General features: G+C 61.0%; 1 protein-coding gene. It reads left to right on the top strand.

From position 1 onward, the window contains the following. Positions 1–221: 221 nt before the first annotated feature. A partial coding sequence (locus K3M35_RS25835) for a relaxase domain-containing protein (RefSeq protein WP_220667295.1) occupies positions 222–731 on the top strand: 510 nt, incomplete at its 3' end.

Raw genomic sequence — 731 nt, 5'->3', positions numbered from 1 at the left:
GTCGCGGGGAGACCGACGACCGGAACCGAAGACACTCGACTGGCGTCCAGACCCGATCACTCACCGACAAACCATGACGCTCACGTGCCTAACACACGCAGCTCCGCTGCTCTGACAGGACCATCGAGGTCCTGTCAGACCTTGGATCGAACTCCGTTCGCCCCAAGAATCTCTACACACCTCATGCACTAAAGGTGCGACATGGCATAATCGGCGCTGTGATGACCGTCCACAAGCTCAATGCTGGGGACGGCTATGTCTATCTCACCAAGCATGTCGCCAAGGGCGACGCCACCGAGTCCCGCAAGCCCGATGCGGTCGATTACTACCTGGCCAAGGGCACGCCACCGGGGGTGTGGTGCGGGAAACTGGCCGAAAAGGTCGGTGTCGAGATCGGCACCGAAGTCACCGAATCCGCGATGCGGTCGGTGTTCGGTGCAGCGCGTACTCCGAACGCTTTGGACACCAAGCCCGGACCCGGAGCATCAGTCGAAGAGCAGCTGAACTGGTCCCAGAGCACCGCCCTCGGACGGGCGTTTTCGTGGTTTCAGAACAGTCAGGAGTACGTCCACGACGTTGAAGAACTGTGCAGCGCCTACAAGGCGCAGCACGGCGATTACCCGACCACCGAGGCGAAGAAGGAGATCCAGTTCGCCACCGCCCGCAAGCACCTGAGCCGCGAAAGCGGAGAGCAGGCAGGACTGCTCAGCGATGAAGGTGTGTGGAAGTTC

This window comes from Rhodococcus sp. DMU2021 (genome assembly GCF_019641445.1).
Lineage (GTDB): Bacteria > Actinomycetota > Actinomycetes > Mycobacteriales > Mycobacteriaceae > Rhodococcus > Rhodococcus pyridinivorans.
The sequence above is the reverse complement of the archived record's forward strand: the minus strand, read 5'-3'. Positions and strand labels throughout refer to the sequence as shown.